This is a genomic window from Nesterenkonia aerolata, assembly GCF_031470965.1.
Classification (GTDB): domain Bacteria; phylum Actinomycetota; class Actinomycetes; order Actinomycetales; family Micrococcaceae; genus Nesterenkonia; species Nesterenkonia aerolata.
The window spans coordinates 1-1,048 of sequence record NZ_JAVKGR010000017.1 but is presented as its reverse complement, the minus strand read 5'-3'; the positions used below and the strand labels follow the sequence as shown (position 1 = coordinate 1,048).

Annotated in this window: 1 protein-coding gene; it reads right to left on the bottom strand. The window is 66.0% G+C overall.

Going from position 1 to position 1,048, the window contains the following annotated elements; genetic code table 11:
- A partial coding sequence (locus tag RIL96_RS11225; protein ID WP_310549114.1) for a hypothetical protein occupies window positions 1-1,000 on the bottom strand: 1,000 nt, incomplete at its 3' end.
- Window positions 1,001-1,048 lie beyond the last annotated feature (48 nt).

The following is a 1,048-nucleotide window of genomic DNA, read 5'->3' as shown; positions in this document are numbered from 1 at the left end:
CGTCCGTGGGCTCCGGGTCCGGGTCCTCGAGACAGTCAAGCATCTCAAGGCTCTCTTCGGTATACCGGCCCTTGACCGTGCCGTCGATGTCGAAGCCGGTCCGGAGCGGGTCGACACCCTCAGCCGGGGTGCCGTTGAACGTGAAGAGGACGTGGCTGTTGGCAGGCATCGCCGGCAGAGTCACAATGAGGCGGCCGGCGTCGTCGATCTGGTAGCTCGCCACACCGCCGGCAGTCTCCTCGTAGCCGTCCACACCGGTGAACCGCTGGAAGGTGAAGTCTCCGGTGCGGTCAGCGAAGCTGCCGGGGTTGATGCTCCAGTTCTCACCAGGCTCCAGCACGATCTGCGTGCCCTCTTCGATGGCGTACTCGGTGGCGAACGGCACACGCCAGAACACGGTGGAGCCGTCGCCTGACATCCAGTGCTGGGCATTCACGTAGCCCTTGCCGTTGTCAGGGTGAACCGCCCACCGGTAGCCGTTGTTGGAGTAGTCCTCCAACCGGCGGTCGATGGTGGCGGCCACACGCCAGTCCAGCTCGCACTGTGCAAGATCACCGGGCTGTGTGGGGCCGTAGTCGGGGATCTCCTCGTCTTCGCACTCCACGGGGACATCCCACTCACCGGTCAGCACCAGGTTCGCTTCGATGGGAGTGTCCGGCCCGAGGCCCACCAGGTGTGAGGTCTCGGCCTGCACCATGAAGTGCGAGGAGGAACCGCCCGGCAGCGTGCGGTCTTCGGTGACGTCCCAGGTGATGGTGCGGCCGTCTTCCTGCAGCTGCGGCTGGACCAGGTTGGTCAGGGTGACCGCTTTGAACTCCTGCGGGGTAGCGCCGCCTGCGGGGCTCACCGGGAAGCCCGGTGCCCGGAACTCGCCCTGATCGGTGGGTGATTCGTAGGTCACTGTGGCCTGGACGTCGCGGGCGTCGTAGAGGCTGCCGACGACGACGCGGAAGTTCGCGGTGCTTCCAGTGTTCCAGCCGTCGATCCCGTTGCCGGCCATTCGCGGTTGAGTGTGGAGGTGTCGTGAGTCAAGGGGCTCGCGCCCTTG